The following is a 16,946-nucleotide window of genomic DNA, read 5'->3' as shown; positions in this document are numbered from 1 at the left end:
GTCAGCAGCATGAAACTATGAATGGTGGGGAAAACAGGAAGAAGCCTCGCAAAACGAGGCTTCCTGAGAGGCTTAATCGCAGGTTACGATCTTCATCGCCAGGCCGCCGCGAGAGGTTTCGCGGTATTTGGCGTTCATATCTTTACCGGTTTCGTACATGGTCTCGATAACTTTATCGAGACAGACGCGCGGTTCGCTGGTGCGGCGCAGCGCCATACGCGCCGCGTTCACCGCCTTCACGGAGGCAATCGCATTACGCTCGATGCACGGAACCTGTACCTGGCCGGCAACCGGGTCACAGGTCAGCCCCAGGTTGTGTTCCATGCCGATTTCCGCAGCAATGCACACCTGCGCCGGGCTTGCGCCCAAGAGCTCCGCCAGACCCGCTGCCGCCATGGAGCACGCCACGCCGACTTCACCCTGACAGCCCACTTCCGCACCGGAAATGGAGGCGTTCATCTTATACAGAGAACCAATCGCACTGGCCACCAGCAGGTAGCGCGCCAGCGAGTTCGCATTCACTTCACGGATAAACTTGTCGTAGTACGCCAGTACCGCCGGAACGATACCGCAGGCACCGTTGGTCGGCGCGGTGACCACACGGCCCCCTGCGGCGTTTTCTTCGTTTACCGCCAGGGCGAACATGTTGATCCAGTCCACCACGGCCATCGGGTCCGTTGTCGTTTTGTCGGTGCTCACCAGCATACGGCGCAGCGCTGCCGCACGACGCGGTACGCGAAGCTTGCCCGGCAGAACGCCTTCGGTGGTGATGCCGCGCTCAATACCGCCGCGCATCACATCCCAGACGTTAGCGAAGTGCTGTTCCAGCTCCTCTTTGCTGTGCAGCGCCAGCTCGTTTTTCATCATCAGACCGGAGAGGGAAAGGCCCGTCTCCTGGCAGTGGCGCTGGAGGTCTGCCGCCGTTTTGTACGGATACGGCACCTCGACAGAGGAAGTACTGGTTTGACCAAAGTGGTCTTCGTCGACGATAAAACCGCCGCCGATAGAGTAATAAGTCTGGCTGTATACCGCTTTGTCGCCGGCCAGCGCGGTGATGCGCATACCGTTTTCGTGCAGCGACAGGTTGTCCGCATGGAAATTCATGCAATGGTCAACCGGGAATTCAACCTCATGCTCGCCGTTCGCCAGCAGCAGGCGCCCGTGGGTGTTCACGTCCTGGATAAAGCCAGGGATCGCATCAATATCAACGGTATCCGGCAGGTTTCCCGCCAGGCCCATGATAATGGCGATATCGGTGTGGTGGCCTTTCCCGGTCAGGGAAAGCGAGCCGTATACATCGACAACCACGCGGGTGACGTCGTGCAAAATGCCGCGTGCAATCAAGTCATCCGTGAACTGCTTACCGGCTTTCATCGGTCCGACGGTGTGAGAGCTGGAAGGACCAATACCGATTTTGAAAATATCGAATACGCTAATCATGATGCGTCCATTGCTTTCAGTCAGAGAGGAGGGAGTGCGCCGTCCGGGGACGGCGCGGGTGAGAATCAGAACATGGTGTACAGGGAGTAGAAGATCGCAGAGATAGCGATAAGCCCCATGATAACCACAAAGACGTTGCTGACATGACCGCTGTACTTACGCATAGCCGGGACTTTCTGAATCGCGTACATCGGCATCAGGAACAGAATCATCGCGATTACCGGGCCGCCCAGGGTTTCAATCATGCCCAGGATGCTTGGGTTCAGCGTCGCTACCGCCCAGGTGGTGAGCAGCATGAACAGTGCAGTGATTTTGTTCAGCTTGTTGATTTCAATGCTCTTGCCTTTACCGCGCAGAGATTTAATCACCATACCGTTGAAGCCTTCACGTGCGCCCAGATAGTGGCCCAGGAAGGATTTGGTGATGGCGATCATCGCGATGATCGGTGCCATCCACGCAATCAGTGGTGCGTTAAAGTGGTTCGCCAGGTAAGACAGAATAGAGATGTTCTGCTCTTTCGCTGCCGCCAGGTCCGCCGGGGAGAGGCTCAGTACGCAGCTGAAGACGAAGAACATAACGGTCAGCACCATCATGACGTGAGCGCGTGCCAGAATGCTGGAGCACTTCTTCTCTGCGCCATCACCGTACTCTTCACGTTTCGCCACGGCGAAAGAGGAGATGATAGGAGAGTGGTTGAAGGAGAAGACCATTACCGGGATCGCCAGCCACAGGGTCATCAGCAGGCCGTTACCGGTCGCAGACGCGCTGCTCAGGGAGAGGGTTTCCAGCGCTGCACCGTTCCACTGTGGGATCAGGTAGCAGGCCAGCAGCATCAGTGCGGCCACAAACGGGAACACCAGTACGCTCATCGCTTTCACAATCATCTGCTCGCCGAAGCGCACGATGGTCATCATGCCGACAATCAGGATCAGAGACAGGATGGCACGCGGTGGCGGCGTCATGTGCAGCTGGTGCAGCATGAAGCTTTCAACGGTGTTGGTGATCGCCACGCTGTAAACCAGCAGGATAGGGTAAATCGCGAAGAAGTAGAGCAGGGTAATCAGTTTACCTGCGCCCACGCCGAAATGCTCTTCAACCACTTCAGTGATGTCTTCACCCGGGTTTTTACCGGACAGCACGAAGCGGGTCAGACCGCGGTGTGCAAAGAAGGTCATCGGGAAAGCAATGATAGCCATAATGATCAGCGGGATCAGACCGCCGACGCCTGCGTTGATAGGAAGGAACAGTACACCAGCGCCGATTGCCGTGCCGTAAAGGCCAAGCATCCACATGGTATCCGTTTTGCGCCAACCACTTCGGGATTCAATCGAAGCAACGGTGCTGGTTTGAGTGGTTTCCATCTGTATCTCCTGGAGGAAGCGAATTGTCAGGTTTTTAGTCAAATCCGATGAAAAAGTGCCTGACGGTAATATGAAATTCGTTCAGTGACGGTTTTTTAATAATTTTTGCCCGTAACTATTGGCGGGCGGAAAGATACATTCTAGTTATGAATCTATCAGTGATCGTGATCCCAAATGCAATAATCCACTTATGATGTGGGCATCTTTAGACCATTAATCTGTTAAAAAAACATCAAAGAGAATTTACGGGCGCGAAGGCTATCACCAACGACATGTGCGCTGAAAGACCGCCCCGTGATATAGGTGTCTTTCGCTGTAAAGAAATGGGTTTTTAGTATTTTCTGGCAGGTAATTTGGATTAAGGCTGATAATTTACGGTTGCAAAATGCAGGTAATCGTTTGCGTATGTGACAACTTTGTAAAAGATATAAGTGATGCCTATGAATTACATCAGGAATAAAAAAAGCCGGGACGCGCAACAGGGCGCCCCGGCTTTGATGAGATATCGCTAAGCGTTAGGTGCAGATTTCGTAGCAAGGAATATAGGCTGAGCCCGGCAGCTTCATGCGGTGCTGGGCGACAAAGCCCTGAAGCATGTCATCCATACGGCGCATCATCTCCGGATCGCCGTGGATCTTGTACGGACCGTACTGCTCAATGGCGCGGATACCGACCTCTTTGACGTTGCCCGCCACAATCCCGGAGAAGGCGCGACGCAGATCGGCGGCCAGGACTTCCACCGGCTGATCCGGGTAGAGTTTCAGGTTCGCCATGTTCTCGTGTGAAGGCTCGAACGGGATCTGCAGATCCGGTGCAATGCGGATTGACCAGTTAAAGCTGTAGGCATCCCCGGTATCGCGACGGTTCTCTTTCACCAGCGGCATCGCTTTTTTCATCTGGCGCGCCACTTCCGCAGCATCGTCGATGATGATGCGATAGTGACGACGCGCGGCTTCACCCAGCGTGTGCACGATAAACTCGTCCAGCACGCGGAAGTAGTCGGCGCTCTCTTTTGGCCCGGTCAGGATCAGCGGCAGAACCTGATCTTTGTTGGCCGGGTTCATCAGAATACCCAGCAGATAGAGCAGCTCTTCCGCTGTCCCCACGCCGCCCGGGAAGATGATGATGCCGTGGGCGATACGGACAAACGCTTCAAGACGTTTCTCAATATCCGGCATGATAATCAGTTCGTTAACCAGCGGGTTAGGTGGCTCTGCGGCGATGATGGACGGCTCGGTCATGCCGATAAACCGTCCCTCTTTGTAGCGCTGCTGCGCGTGACCCACTGCGGCACCTTTCATTGGCGCTTCCATCGCACCCGGACCACACCCGGTACAGATATTGAGTTCGCGCAGGCCAAGCTGGGTGCCCACCCGACGCGCATAAAGGTATTCGGTTTCGTTAATGGAGTGACCGCCCCAGCAGACGACCATGTTCGGCGCTTCACCCACGTGCAGGGCACGGGCGTTGCGCAAAATGGAGAACACCAGGTTGGTGATATGGACCGAGCTTTCCAGATCGAGATGCTGGAAACGGCCTGCGTTGTGGATCTGCCCGTTAACAAACAGGATGTCACGCAGCACGGCAAACAGGTTAGCCTGAAGTGAACGGATGATGCGTCCGTCGACAAACGCCTCTTCCGGCGGGTTGATGACTTCAAGCTTCACGCCGCGCTCGCGGCGCAGCACGTTGATATCAAAGCTTTCGAAGCGGGACAGCAGTTCTTTACTGTTATCTGTCAGGCTTCCGGAGTTCAGAACGGCAAGTGAACAGTTACGAAACAGTTGATAAAGATCGCTGCTGGCCGTGCGTTTAAGCATGTCCACTTCCAGCTGCGACAACATATCCATTGAGCCAAGCGGGCTAATATGTGTAATCAAGTGAGCTCCTTACGGGACGATTATCGTCTTTCCCTGTTGATTACAATAGCCCTGGCGCGTGACGTTTCACAACCTAAAGCGCGGAAGATACCGCGCATATTGTGAAAATATTTATATTACTGACGCACCAGCCGGCCCGTCGCCGGCACAAAATCGGTATTGGTGCGCCACGGGTTAATGTCCAGACCGCCGCGGCGGGTGTAGCGCGCGTAAACGCTCAATTTTTCTGGCTGGCAGAAGCGCTGAATATCGCTAAAGATGCGCTCCACGCACTGCTCGTGGAATTCATTGTGATGGCGGAACGACACCAGGTAGCGCAGCAGCTTTTCCCGGTCAATTTTCGGGCCGCGGTACTGGATCTGCACCGAGCCCCAGTCCGGCTGATGCGTGATCAGACAGTTGGATTTCAGCAGATGGCTGACCAGCGTCTCTTCGACCACCTTGCCGCTCGCCGCGTTTTCGAGGTAGTCCGCGCTGAATTCATAATTCTCCACCTCGATGTCCTGATCGTCGATGCAGGTTCCGTTGAAGTGGGCGACCGGCTGGCCTTCCAGCTCGTGCAGGCGATAGAGTGAGACGCTCACCTTTCCCTGCGCGCAGGCGCTTAAATCACGTTCCAGGGTGTGCTGAACGTCGTCCCAGCTGTTGAATTTGGTCTGGTTAAAGCTGTTGAGATAGAGCTTAAAGCTTTTCGACTCGACGAGATTCACGCTGGCGTAGTCCAGCTCAACGTGACCCACCGCCACCTGCGGCAGGCCGCGCGCGTTGAGCCACGAGAGTTCGTACAGCGTCCAGATATCGCCACCCACGAACGGCAGCGCGTCCGCGTGCAGTCCCAGAGGATCGCGGTTCAGGCTACGCGGCACGCCCTGCAGCAGGCTTGCATCGTAGGTATCGCGGTAATCGGTCGATTTACCCAGCGTTAAGCCGGTTAACGCCTGATGATTTTCGTAAGACATGTTTCATAGCCACTTTACAGGTACACTTATGGCCTGAGTTTATCCTGTCTGACAAGAAGAGAGAAATCGGTGGACATCGAAACTGCAAATGCCCTCACTACCTTTACGACCCGCTACTGCGATGCATGGCATGAAAAGCAGGGCACGTGGCCGCAAAGTGCTGATTTATATGGCGTCCCTTCGCCGTGCATTATCTCTTCGCTTGACGATTACGTGATCTGGCAGCCGAAGCCGAATACCGGCGAGCAGAATGTAAATGCGGTTGAACGGGCAATGGACATTGTGGTACAACCAGCGGTTCATGCGTTTTATGCCACGCAGTTTGCAGGGGATATGCCTGCGCGCTTTGCGGACATGACGCTGACGCTGTTGCAGACCTGGAGCGAAGACGATCTGCAGCGTGTTCAGGAAAACCTGATCGGTCATCTGGTCACGCAAAAGCGCCTTAAGCTTTCTCCGACGCTCTTTATCGCCACGCTGGACAGCGAGCTGGACGTTATCTCCGTCTGTAACCTGTCAGGTGAAGTGATTAAAGAGACTATCGGTACCCGCAATCGCGAGACTCTCGCCCCCTCTCTTGCGGATTTCCTCACCCGACTTGAGCCCCTTCTGTAATCCATGCTGCTACAGCGCGTGTGAGAGATCTCTTACAAGGTTTGTGAGAGATCGCTGGAACATTCAGTATTACCTCATTAAATTCAGATTAATATCACTCTATTTTTCAATGGATTAGTTGTTCATCCTATTATTTTTAGGGAGTCCCGGCGTCTTACAACGCTGGCTGAGTGGGTTGTAAGACGAAGCGGAATAGCGGATTCTATCTCCGTCGACAGGAAGCCGACACGAGAAACGAACATCAGGATGATGGCGTTTCTCACACAGGACTCGTCAGGATGGCGCTGCAGGAAGGCTTCAGGATGAAGCAAAGTGGATAACGCAGGATGCGTAAGGGACACCTCCAGGAAGGAGAACGAGAGCCGGTCAGGATGATCGGTGGGTCAGGAAGGCCAGGACGTTTCAGGATGAAACAAACACGTCAGGAAGATGTGTGCAGGATGCGAAAGGTAGACGGATGACCAGGCCTTCGGGCTTCAGGAAAAGTTGTCACGGATGAGCAGGGAGCACGAATTGTAGCTGGAATGCTGCGGAACGAACCGGGAGCACTGTTTTTACAGTGCTCCCTTTTTTTATTTCTGCCTTTCGCAATGCTATGCTGCGCGCCGTTCACATTTTCAGTTGAGGTTACTATGACGCAACACGATAGCGTTCGTGCTCAGTTGCACGCCATCGAAGCCCTTTTGCGCCAACATCAGCTGTGGCAGGAGACCGCGCCGCAGCCAGAAGCGTTCGCCAGCACCCAGCCCTTCTGCCTGGATACGCTGGCGCCTTTCGAGTGGCTGCAGTGGGTGTTAATTCCGCGCATGCACGCCCTGCTTGAGGGGGGGCACCCCTTGCCGCAGGCGTTTGCTGTCTCTCCCTATTATGAAATGGCGCTCGAAGCGACGCACCCTGCGCGCGACGTCATGCTGGTCGAACTGGAAAAACTGGATGCCCTGTTTGCCGGTGAAGATGCATGACGCTTGAGATCCTCTATCAGGACGAGTGGCTGGTGGCGGTGAATAAACCGTCAGGCTGGCTGGTGCACCGCAGCTGGCTGGATCGCGACGAGAAAGTGGTGGTGATGCAGACCGTTCGCGACCAGATTGGTCAGCATGTATTTACCGCCCATCGCCTCGACCGGCCGACCTCCGGCGTGCTGCTGATGGGGCTTTCAAGCGAAGCTGGCCGTCTGCTGGCGCAGCAGTTCGAACAGCACCAGATCCAGAAGCGCTATCACGCGGTCGTGCGTGGCTGGCTGACCGAGTCTGCCACCCTGGACTACCCGCTGGTGGAGGAACTGGACAAAATCGCCGATAAATTTGCCCGGGATGACAAAGGACCGCAGCCCGCCGTGACGGATTATCGCGGCATGGCGACGACGGAAATGCCGGTAGCCACCAGCAAATTTCCGACCACACGCTACAGCCTGGTTGAGCTTCTGCCCAAAACCGGGCGTAAGCACCAGCTGCGACGCCATCTTGCGCATCTGCGCCACCCGATTATTGGCGACAGCAAACACGGTGATTTGCGCCAGAACCGCAGCGCGGCCGAGCATTTTGGCTGCCATCGTCTGATGTTACACGCAAGCGAGCTCAGCCTGACGCACCCGTTTACCGGCGAGCCGCTGACTATCCGCGCGGGGCTGGACGACGTCTGGATGCAGGCGCTGTCACAGTTTGGCTGGCTCGGACAACTCCCCGAAAATGAAAGGGTTGAGTTTGTATCGGGCAACGTTCAGGATGAAGAGTAAGCGCATTCAATATGGGAAAATAGCATGGCTGAAGTAGGCATTTTTGTCGGCACAATGTACGGCAACTCGCTGCTGGTCGCGGAAGAGGCGGAGGCGATTCTGGCAAGCCAGGGCCATAAAGCCACGGTCTATGAAGATCCTGAGCTGGCGGACTGGGAAAAGTATAAAGATAAATACATTCTGGTGGTGACCTCCACCACCGGGCAGGGCGATCTGCCGGACAGCATCGTGCCGCTGTTCCAGGGCATTAAAGACCAGCTTGGCTATCAGCCTGATGTTCACTACGGCATCATCGCCCTCGGCGACAGCTCTTACGCTAACTTCTGCGGCGGCGGCAAGCAGTTCGATGCGCTCCTGCAGGAGCAGAGCGCCCAGCGCGTGGGCGAGATGCTGCTGATTGATGCGGGTGAGCACCCGGAGCCAGAAAGCGAATCAAATCCGTGGGTGGAGAACTGGGCCTCACTTCTCAAATAACGCTCTGCCCGGCGGCGCTTCGCTTGCGCGGGCCTACGGGTTTTCCAGGCCGGGTCAGGCGTAGCCGCCACCCGGCATTACCCCCCGCCCCAAACGCCATTTCCGTGAACCACCTTCCACTCCTCTGGGCTTATGCCCTAAACAACCTCCCTTACACCCTTTAATACTGTGTTTTTGCACGGTGAGGTGAAGAGGCACTCCTTCATATACTTTTCCGGTCACGATAAAACGGCTTCAGGCCGTACCAAAACGACAAAATCTATCTCATTCTGCTTACCCTACCGGTGCTGTACAGAATGAACCAGGCGAAAGCTATGTTTCAGGAGTGCAACAATGAGTTCATTAAGCCACGCAGCGAGCAGCGCTGAAAAGCGCACCAATGCCCGCTACTGGATAGTGGTGATGCTGTTTATCGTCACGTCCTTTAACTATGGTGACCGCGCCACGCTGTCGATTGCCGGCTCGGAAATGGCAAAAGATATCGGCCTCGATCCCGTGGGCATGGGTTACGTTTTCTCCGCCTTCTCGTGGGCCTACGTCATCGGGCAAATTCCTGGCGGCTGGCTGCTGGACCGCTTTGGCTCTAAACGGGTCTATTTCTGGTCCATCTTCATCTGGTCTGCCTTTACCCTGCTGCAGGGCTTCGTCGATATCTTCAGCGGCTTCGGCATTATCGTGGCGCTCTTCACGCTGCGCTTCCTGGTGGGGTTAGCGGAAGCGCCTTCCTTCCCGGGCAACAGCCGCATTGTAGCGGCCTGGTTCCCGGCGCAGGAGAGGGGAACGGCGGTGGCGATTTTTAACTCCGCACAGTACTTCGCGACGGTGATCTTTGCGCCCATTATGGGCTGGCTGACCCATGAGGTGGGCTGGTCGCACGTGTTCTTCTTTATGGGCGGACTCGGGATCGTCATCAGCTTTATCTGGCTGAAAGTGATCCACGAACCCAACCAGCATCCTGGCGTAAACAAAAAAGAGCTGGAGTACATCGCAGAAGGCGGCGCGCTGATCAATATGGATCAGAAATCCTCGACGGCGAAAGTCCCGTTCAGCCAGAAATGGGCGCAGATCAGGCAGCTCGTCGGTTCGCGCATGATGATCGGGATCTATCTGGGCCAGTACTGTATCAACGCCTTGACCTACTTTTTCATCACCTGGTTCCCGGTTTACCTGGTGCAGGCACGCGGCATGTCGATTCTGAAAGCGGGGTTTGTCGCCTCGGTTCCGGCCATCTGCGGCTTCGTGGGAGGCGTGCTCGGCGGGGTCATTTCCGACTGGCTGATGCGCCGCACTGGTTCCCTGAACATCGCGCGTAAAACGCCTATCGTGCTCGGCATGCTGCTCTCCATGACCATGGTGTTCTGTAACTACGTCAATGCCGAGTGGATGATTATCGGCTTTATGGCGATGGCCTTCTTCGGCAAAGGCATTGGCGCGCTGGGCTGGGCGGTGATGGCGGATACGGCCCCGAAAGAGATCAGCGGCCTGAGCGGCGGTCTGTTCAACATGTTCGGCAATATCTCCGGGATTGTTACACCCATCGCTATCGGCTACATCGTCGGCACCACCGGATCGTTCAACGGTGCGCTAATCTACGTGGGTGTGCATGCGCTGGTGGCGGTCCTGAGTTACCTGGTGCTGGTGGGGGATATCAAACGCGTCGAACTTAAACCTGTTGCGGAGCGTGGCTGATGACAACGCAATCGAGCCCAACCATCACTGAGATGAAGGTCATCCCGGTGGCCGGGCAGGACAGCATGCTGCTCAATATTGGCGGTGCGCATAACGCCTGGTTTACCCGTAATATCGTCGTGCTGAAAGACAGCGCAGGAAATACCGGCGTGGGCGAGGCGCCAGGCGGAGAGGTGATTTACCAGACGCTGGTCGATGCCATTCCGCAGGTCGTGGGGCAGGAGATTGCCCGCCTGAACAAGGTGGTTCAGCGGGTGCATAAGGGCAATCAGTCGGCAGACTTTGAGACGTTCGGAAAAGGTGCCTGGACGTTTGAACTGCGCGTCAACGCGGTTGCCGCCCTGGAAGCGGCTCTGCTTGATTTACTGGGGAAGGCGCTCAATGTCCCGGTCTGCGAACTGCTGGGGCCCGGCAAACAGCGCGATGCGGTCACCGTGCTGGGCTATCTGTTCTACGTTGGCGATCGCAATAAAACCGATCTCCCCTATCTGGCCCGAACCGCGGGCGACCACGACTGGTATCAGTTACGCCACCAGGAGGCGCTCTCCAGCGACGCGGTGGTGCGGCTGGCCGAGGCGGCGCAGGATCGCTACGGCTTCAAGGATTTCAAGCTGAAGGGCGGCGTACTGCCCGGCGAGCAGGAGATTGAAACGGCCCGGGCGCTGAAAAGGCGTTTCCCGGATGCACGGATCACCGTCGATCCCAACGGCGCATGGCTGCTGGATGAAGCCATTAGCCTGTGCAAAGGGCTGGGGGATGTTCTGACCTATGCGGAAGACCCCTGCGGCGCGGAGCAGGGCTTCTCGGGCCGTGAAGTGATGGCCGAGTTCCGACGCGCCACCGGGCTGCCGGTGGCGACCAATATGATCGCCACGAACTGGCGCGAAATGGGTCACGCAGTGATGCTGAACGCCGTCGACATACCGCTGGCGGACCCGCACTTCTGGACGCTCTCCGGCGCAGTGCGCGTGGCCCAGCTGTGCGATGACTGGGGACTCACCTGGGGCTGTCACTCGAACAATCACTTTGATATTTCGCTGGCGATGTTTACTCACGTTGGCGCCGCAGCGCCGGGTAACCCGACCGCCATCGACACCCACTGGATTTGGCAGGAAGGGGAAGCCCGCCTGACGAAAAATCCGCTGGAAATCACAGAGGGCAAAATTGCCGTACCGGATGCGCCGGGCCTGGGCGTGGAGCTGGACTGGGATCGGATCCAGAAAGCCCATGAGGCGTATAAAAAATTGCCGGGCGGCGCGCGTAACGACGCGGGCCCGATGCAGTACCTTATTCCCGGCTGGACATTTGACCGTAAGCGCCCTGTTTTCGGACGTCACTGATAAAAGGATTGAATGATGAGTACTTTTTCTACCCCTGTCGTCACCGCCATGCAGATCGTTCCGGTTGCGGGCCATGACAGCATGTTGATGAACCTGAGCGGCGCGCACGCGCCGTTCTTTACCCGCAACATTGTCATTATCAAAGACAATGCTGGCCATACCGGCGTGGGCGAAATTCCGGGCGGGGAGAAGATCCGCAAAACCCTGGAAGAGGCCATTCCGCTGGTGGTAGGCAAAACGCTGGGCGAATACAAAAATGTCCTCAACACCGTGCGCAATACCTTTGCCGATCGCGATGCCGGGGGCCGGGGCCTGCAGACCTTCGATCTGCGCACCACTATCCACGTGGTGACCGGAATTGAAGCCGCGATGCTGGATCTGCTGGGCCAGCATCTGGGCGTTAACGTTGCGTCGCTGCTGGGCGAGGGGCAGCAGCGCAGCGAAGTGGAAATGCTGGGCTATCTGTTCTTTGTCGGCGACCGCAAGCTGACGCCACTGCCGTACCAGAGCCAGCCCGAAGAACAGTGCGACTGGTACCGGCTTCGCCACGACGAGGCAATGACCCCTGATGCGGTGGTGCGCCTGGCGGAAGCCGCTTACGAGAAATATGGCTTCAACGATTTTAAACTGAAGGGCGGCGTGCTGGCCGGGGAAGAAGAGGCGGAAGCCATCACCGCGCTGGCAAAACGCTTCCCGCAGGCGCGCGTGACGCTGGATCCGAACGGTGCCTGGTCGCTTGATGAAGCGATCGCGATCGGCAAGCAGCTGAAAGGCGTGCTGGCGTATGCGGAAGATCCATGCGGCGCTGAACAAGGCTTCTCTGGCCGTGAAGTGATGGCGGAATTCCGTCGCGCTACAGGGCTGCCAACCGCGACCAATATGATTGCTACCGACTGGCGTCAGATGGGGCATACCTTATCCCTCCAGTCAGTCGACATTCCGCTGGCTGACCCGCACTTCTGGACGATGCAGGGCTCGGTGCGCGTGGCGCAGATGTGCCATGAGTTTGGCCTGACCTGGGGTTCGCACTCCAACAACCACTTTGATATCTCTCTGGCGATGTTCACGCACGTCGCCGCCGCCGCGCCGGGCACCATCACCGCTATCGACACCCACTGGATCTGGCAGGAAGGTAATCAGCGTCTGACTAAGCAGCCGTTTGAGATCAAAGGCGGCATGGTGCAGGTGCCTTCCACGCCGGGGTTGGGGGTTGAGCTGGATATGGATCAGGTCATGAAGGCCCATGAGTTGTATCAGAAACACGGTCTGGGCGCGCGCGACGATGCGATGGCGATGCAGTATTTGATCCCGGACTGGACATTCGACAATAAACGTCCGTGCATGGTACGATAAACGCATTGGGACCGCTCCCACGAGCGGTCTTTTACGTGGTGTATGCTTAACGTAACGACTATGCGTAAGGATGGCTTATGAAAATTGTTATCGCACCGGACTCGTATAAGGAAAGTTTGAGTGCGCTTGAGGTTGCGACAGCGATAGAACGTGGTTTTCGCGAGATCTTTCCCGAGGCGGTTTATGTGAAACTGCCGGTCGCGGACGGTGGCGAAGGGACGGTTGAGGCGATGATCGCAGCAACGCAGGGAAGCATTGTGCATGTTCCGGTGACCGGCCCGCTGGGCGAGCGCGTGGAGGGGTTCTATGGCTTGTCCGGAGATAAGCAGAGCGCCTTTATTGAAATGGCGGCGGCAAGCGGCCTGGAGTTGGTTGCACCTTCGCTGCGTAATCCGCTGAAAACCACCTCCTGGGGCACGGGCGAACTGATTCGTCACGCGCTGGATGCGGGCGTTAAGCATATCATTATTGGCATTGGCGGCAGCGCCACCAATGACGGCGGCGCAGGCATGGTGCAGGCGCTGGGGGCGAAGCTGCTGGATGACAATGAACAGCCTCTTGGGCTGGGCGGGGGCGAGCTGGGAAAACTCGCGCGTATCGACCTGAGCGGGCTGGACAAGCGCCTGGCGGAGTGCCGGATTGAGGTGGCCTGCGATGTCACCAATCCGCTTACCGGGAAGGACGGCGCGTCAGCGGTATTCGGCCCGCAGAAGGGGGCCACATCCGAGATGATCGTCACCCTGGACAACGCGCTTGCGCACTATGCGAGCGTGATTGCCCGGGACCTGGATATTGATGTGCTAAACCTTGCTGGCGGCGGCGCAGCGGGGGGCATGGGCGCGGCGCTCTACGCCTTTTGCGGCGCGCAGCTGCGCCAGGGCATTGAGATCGTGACCGATGCGCTACACCTGGCCGACCAGGTGGCCGATGCGGATTTGGTGATCACCGGTGAAGGCCGCATTGACAGCCAGACGATCCACGGCAAAGTCCCGGTGGGGGTGGCGAAGGTGGCGAAACGCTTTAACAAACCCGTTATCGGCATTGCAGGAAGCCTGACGTCGGACGTTGGCGTGGTACACGATCACGGCATTGATGCGGTGTTTAGCGTGATCTACACCATCTGCTCGCTGGAAGACGCGCTGGAAAATGCCGGCGAGAACGTCAGGATGGCCGCAAGAAATATCGCGGCGGTGCTGAAAGTGGGGCAGGCATTTTAGCTGTGATTGCCGGGTGGCGGCTTCGCCTTACCCGGCCTACGTTAGTGCACCTGTAGGCCCGGTAAGCGGAGCGCCACCGGGCTTTTACCTCAGATCCCCAACACCTTCATTGCTTCCCGCGTCACGTTATCCATTTCATCCAGCAGCTCCAGGAACTCCGGTTCAAGCTCCGATTCCGGCGTGCCCGCACGCAGCTGCTGCTCCAGCAACTGACAGAGGTTTTTCAGCCGCGGTACGCCGCTGTACCCGCAGCTACCGTGCAGCTTGTGGATTGCGTCCAGCAGATCTTCCGGGTTTTCACCCACCAGCTGCTCTTCCACCTTATTGCGAATTTCCGGCAGAAACGCGACCAGCATTTGCAGCATGTCGCGGGCGAGATCGGGTTTACCTGCCGCCTGGCGCAGCGCAAGCTGCCAGTCAAAGGTGGCGTTCTGATTAACGCTTATCTCAGCCTGCTCGCTGGAAACCGTGTACGTTCCGCCAATATGACCCGGCTTGTAGCGCAACAGCAGGCTATGAAGTTTCTCTTCATCGATGGGCTTTGCCAGGTAATCGTTCATTCCGGCGCTCAGCAGCTTCTCCTTCTGGCCCGCCATCGCGTGCGCGGTGACAGCAATAACCGGCGTTTGCTGCTGATGCGGCAGCTGGTGGATCAGCTCGCAGGCCCGGATGCCGTCCATGCCCGGCATCTGTATATCCATCAGGATTAAATCGAACTGCATCTGCTTAGCCTGTTCAACCGCCTGCGCGCCGCTGGTGCACAGCTCAACATGCTGAACCTGGTCTTCAAGCAATGCGCCAATGAGCTTCAGGTTGGCCGGATTATCATCCACCGCCATCACGCTCATCGGCAATTTTTGCTCATCGTTAATCAGCGGAAGGGCATGCTGGCTAAGACGGCAATATTCCGTGAGCGCGGGCAGCAGGCGGGTCGCAGTGAGCGGTTTAAGCAAGCAGGCGGCGGCTCCGTCATTTTTCAACTCTTCTGCATTCAGCTGCGCGTGGCAAGGCAGCGCCAGCAGCAGGTAGTCGGTCATCGACGCGGCTTTCGCCAGCCGCTCCTGCTGCATGGTCAGCTCGCCGGTGAAGGTGACCGGGATCCCCATCAGCAGGATGTCGTAATGCTCAACGGCCAGAGCGGAGAAGGTTGGGCTGTAGACCACCTCCAGCGGCGTGGTGCTTAAGATGTCGAGCGCACACTGCGCCGCCGCAGCGTTAGGTTCAACGTAGGCCAGACGCTTGCCTTTCAGGCAGTCCGTTACCGGGCCATCGGTCAGCACGTTCGGATTGAGGTCCAGATTAATGTGGAACCAGAAAGTTGAACCGCGATTTGGCTGGCTGTGGAAAGAGATATCGCCGCCCATCTCGTTAACCAGACGCTGGGTGATCACCAGCCCCAGACCGGTGCCGCCATGACGGCGGGAGATACTGGCATCCGCCTGACGGAACGCCTGGAACAGACGCGACTGGTCGCGCTCCGGAATGCCGATGCCGGTATCGCGGATCTGGACTTCAATCTGGACCTTATTGCTGCTGATCGAGCGTTTCTCTACCAGGACGTCGATATTACCGCTTTCGGTGAATTTAATGGCGTTCCCGACAAGGTTAGTAATGACCTGCTGCAGGCGCAGCGGATCGCCAATGACGTTATCCGGCACGTCGTTTTTAATGTTAAGCGTCAGCTCAAGGCCTTTGTCGTGAGACGAGTGCGCGAGCAGCGTCACCACTTCATCGAGCGTGCTGCGCAGCGGGAAGGGAATACTCTCGAGGATCAGCTTGCCCGCTTCCAGCTTGGAGAAGTCCAGCACGTCGTTGATGATCGCTAGCAGGTTGTTGGCCGAGCGTTCAATGGTGTGCAGGTGATCGCGCTGAGTAGGGTTGAGCTCGCTTTTCAGGGTCAGACGGGTAAAGCCGATCACGCCATTGAGCGGCGTGCGCAGCTCGTGCGACATATTGGCAAGGAATTCCGATTTGATACGCGCCGCTTCCTGAGCGCGCTTTTTCGCCAGATCCAGCTCAACGTTCTGGATCTCCATCTGCTCCAGCGTTTCGCGCAGGTCGGACGTCGCCTGGTCAACGTTGTGCTGCATCTCTTCGTGATAGGCCGCCAGCGACATCGCCATCGAGTTGATGCCGTTTTTCAGCATATCCAGCTCGCCCAGCATAAACCCTTCCACACGGCTGTCGAGCTGTCCCCGGCGAATGCGGTCAACCGTGTTAACCATGTTGCGGATGGGACCCGTCACGTCGCGCATCAGGCGCCAACCGAAGATCAGCGCAATGCCGATGCAGAACAGCATCATCACGCCGGAGATGAAAATCTCTTTGTACTGCTGTAGCCGGACCGACTTGAGATCCAGCTCCAGCGCCACATATCCCAGCATATTATTGCTGGATTTGGCGTCGGATTGCGCAGACTCATCGGGGGAATAACTCTCCGACACGATCGGCGTGCGCAGGATCATGATATCGCCGCGCCGCAATACGGTGAGGTGACGCGGGAACGGCGTACCGTCCGGGATCTTCAGGGCTGCCGGATCGAGATGAAAATTCGAGGTGACAAACAGGCGGTTATGTTCGTCGTAAACGGAAATGGCGCGTACGATGTCCGAGTGGCGGCGGTGGAGTACGCTGATTAACTGCCCAATGGATTCGCGGTTTTGCAGATTCATGCCGTACTCGCTGGAGACGGCAAGCGGTTCGATAATGCTGGCGCCTGCATCCTCCAGCTGTCGCTGCAAATCGTTATAGCGGTGCACCACAAAGAAGATACTCAGCAGCAAACCGATGAGAACGGTGGGGGCGAGGATCAAAATCATCATGCGCGCGCGCAGGCTGTAGTTGGTCATGGCGTTCCGTTATGGGACAATTAAGATAATTATG

13 protein-coding genes are annotated in these 16,946 nt (G+C 57.1%); 8 read left to right on the top strand and 5 right to left on the bottom strand.

The window, feature by feature from the left end; translation table 11 throughout:
- Positions 1-72 precede the first annotated feature (72 nt).
- The 4 genes from sdaB to queF form a co-directional block, all read right to left on the bottom strand.
- Positions 73-1,440: an L-serine ammonia-lyase II gene (gene sdaB, locus BMW97_RS10560; protein ID WP_045908465.1), complete on the bottom strand. Its 1,368-nt coding sequence runs from the start codon at positions 1,438-1,440 to the stop codon at positions 73-75.
- A gap of 65 nt (positions 1,441-1,505) precedes the next feature.
- Positions 1,506-2,801 (bottom strand): HAAAP family serine/threonine permease, encoded by a 1,296-nt coding sequence (locus BMW97_RS10555; RefSeq protein WP_045908466.1) that lies wholly within the window; start codon positions 2,799-2,801, stop codon positions 1,506-1,508.
- A 515-nt stretch (positions 2,802-3,316) separates the two neighbouring features.
- Entirely contained in the window at positions 3,317-4,681 is a 1,365-nt protein-coding gene (gene ppnN / locus BMW97_RS10550) for a nucleotide 5'-monophosphate nucleosidase PpnN (RefSeq protein WP_008499641.1), read from the bottom strand.
- Between the two features lie 116 nt (positions 4,682-4,797).
- The gene (gene queF / locus BMW97_RS10545; RefSeq protein ID WP_021241894.1) at positions 4,798-5,640 is read right to left on the bottom strand and encodes an NADPH-dependent 7-cyano-7-deazaguanine reductase QueF; all 843 of its coding nucleotides are present in this window, start codon (positions 5,638-5,640) and stop codon (positions 4,798-4,800) included.
- A 69-nt stretch (positions 5,641-5,709) separates the two neighbouring features.
- On the opposite strand from queF, the gene syd reads away from it, so the two are divergent.
- The 8 genes from syd (at position 5,710) to BMW97_RS10495 (ending at position 14,063) form a co-directional block, all read left to right on the top strand.
- Positions 5,710-6,255, top strand: coding sequence for a SecY-interacting protein (syd, locus tag BMW97_RS10540; protein WP_045908467.1), 546 nt, complete (start codon positions 5,710-5,712; stop codon positions 6,253-6,255).
- 632 nt (positions 6,256-6,887) lie between these two features.
- Entirely contained in the window at positions 6,888-7,217 is a 330-nt protein-coding gene (locus BMW97_RS10530) for a YqcC family protein (protein WP_023309024.1), read from the top strand.
- Positions 7,214-7,990, top strand: a complete 777-nt coding sequence (gene truC, locus BMW97_RS10525; RefSeq protein WP_045908468.1) for a tRNA pseudouridine(65) synthase TruC — start codon at positions 7,214-7,216, stop codon at positions 7,988-7,990. Before BMW97_RS10530 ends, truC begins: the two co-directional genes overlap by 4 nt.
- Positions 7,991-8,014: 24 nt before the next feature.
- Positions 8,015-8,464 (top strand): flavodoxin, encoded by a 450-nt coding sequence (locus tag BMW97_RS10520; RefSeq protein ID WP_023294459.1) that lies wholly within the window; start codon positions 8,015-8,017, stop codon positions 8,462-8,464.
- 333 nt (positions 8,465-8,797) lie between these two features.
- Positions 8,798-10,153, top strand: coding sequence for a galactarate/glucarate/glycerate transporter GudP (gene gudP, locus BMW97_RS10510; protein ID WP_032675441.1), 1,356 nt, complete (start codon positions 8,798-8,800; stop codon positions 10,151-10,153).
- Positions 10,153-11,493 (top strand): enolase C-terminal domain-like protein, encoded by a 1,341-nt coding sequence (locus BMW97_RS10505; RefSeq protein WP_045908469.1) that lies wholly within the window; start codon positions 10,153-10,155, stop codon positions 11,491-11,493. Before gudP ends, BMW97_RS10505 begins: the two co-directional genes overlap by 1 nt.
- 12 nt (positions 11,494-11,505) lie before the next feature.
- Positions 11,506-12,846, top strand: a complete 1,341-nt coding sequence (gudD, locus tag BMW97_RS10500) for a glucarate dehydratase (RefSeq protein WP_045908470.1) — start codon at positions 11,506-11,508, stop codon at positions 12,844-12,846.
- A gap of 77 nt (positions 12,847-12,923) precedes the next feature.
- A complete protein-coding gene (locus tag BMW97_RS10495; protein WP_045908471.1) occupies positions 12,924-14,063 on the top strand; it encodes a glycerate kinase in 1,140 nt (379 codons plus the stop codon).
- 89 nt (positions 14,064-14,152) lie between these two features.
- Here BMW97_RS10495 and barA read toward each other — a convergent pair whose 3' ends face one another.
- Entirely contained in the window at positions 14,153-16,912 is a 2,760-nt protein-coding gene (barA, locus tag BMW97_RS10490; protein ID WP_045908472.1) for a two-component sensor histidine kinase BarA, read from the bottom strand.
- Positions 16,913-16,946: the final 34 nt, after the last annotated feature.

The organism is Enterobacter sp. NFIX58 (genome assembly GCF_900110475.1).
GTDB classification, from domain to species: domain Bacteria; phylum Pseudomonadota; class Gammaproteobacteria; order Enterobacterales; family Enterobacteriaceae; genus Enterobacter; species Enterobacter quasiroggenkampii.
This window is presented reverse-complemented; position numbering and strand designations above follow the sequence as displayed.

Coding starts and splice junctions, on each gene's coding strand:
- gudP (WP_032675441.1), top strand. CDS start 8,798: ATGAGTTCATTAAGCCACGCAGCGAGCAGCGCTGAAAAGCGCACCAAT.
- sdaB (WP_045908465.1), bottom strand. CDS start 1,440: ATGATTAGCGTATTCGATATTTTCAAAATCGGTATTGGTCCTTCCAGC.
- BMW97_RS10495 (WP_045908471.1), top strand. CDS start 12,924: ATGAAAATTGTTATCGCACCGGACTCGTATAAGGAAAGTTTGAGTGCG.
- barA (WP_045908472.1), bottom strand. CDS start 16,912: ATGACCAACTACAGCCTGCGCGCGCGCATGATGATTTTGATCCTCGCC.
- BMW97_RS10505 (WP_045908469.1), top strand. CDS start 10,153: ATGACAACGCAATCGAGCCCAACCATCACTGAGATGAAGGTCATCCCG.
- queF (WP_021241894.1), bottom strand. CDS start 5,640: ATGTCTTACGAAAATCATCAGGCGTTAACCGGCTTAACGCTGGGTAAA.
- BMW97_RS10520 (WP_023294459.1), top strand. CDS start 8,015: ATGGCTGAAGTAGGCATTTTTGTCGGCACAATGTACGGCAACTCGCTG.
- truC (WP_045908468.1), top strand. CDS start 7,214: ATGACGCTTGAGATCCTCTATCAGGACGAGTGGCTGGTGGCGGTGAAT.
- BMW97_RS10530 (WP_023309024.1), top strand. CDS start 6,888: ATGACGCAACACGATAGCGTTCGTGCTCAGTTGCACGCCATCGAAGCC.
- gudD (WP_045908470.1), top strand. CDS start 11,506: ATGATGAGTACTTTTTCTACCCCTGTCGTCACCGCCATGCAGATCGTT.
- BMW97_RS10555 (WP_045908466.1), bottom strand. CDS start 2,801: ATGGAAACCACTCAAACCAGCACCGTTGCTTCGATTGAATCCCGAAGT.